We start from the raw sequence: 255 nt of genomic DNA, 5'->3' as shown, positions 1-255 counted from the left end.
CTCGGTTAACTTTCAACTTCAGTTTTCCTTCGATGAATGCAGTAATGGAGCTCATCACTCGTTGTCCTGCCTTCCACGTTTTCACATAGATGTTGCAGTCGTCGGCATATCTCACGAAACGAAGGTTTCTCTTTTCCAGTTCCTTATCTAACTCGTCTAGGACGATGTTCGATAATAGCGGACTAAGTGGACCTCCTTGCGGAGCCCCTTCCGTTGTCGCTTGAACGAGACCTCCTTCCATTACTCCCGCTTGCA

General features: G+C 47.8%; 1 protein-coding gene. It reads right to left on the bottom strand.

The features are described 5' to 3' along the window. A partial coding sequence (locus M3180_RS22535) for a reverse transcriptase domain-containing protein (protein WP_251671644.1) occupies positions 1-255 on the bottom strand: 255 nt, incomplete at both ends.

It is taken from the genome of Paenibacillus camelliae (assembly GCF_023715345.1).
In the GTDB taxonomy this organism is placed as follows: domain Bacteria; phylum Bacillota; class Bacilli; order Paenibacillales; family Paenibacillaceae; genus Pristimantibacillus; species Pristimantibacillus camelliae.
This window is presented reverse-complemented; position numbering and strand designations above follow the sequence as displayed.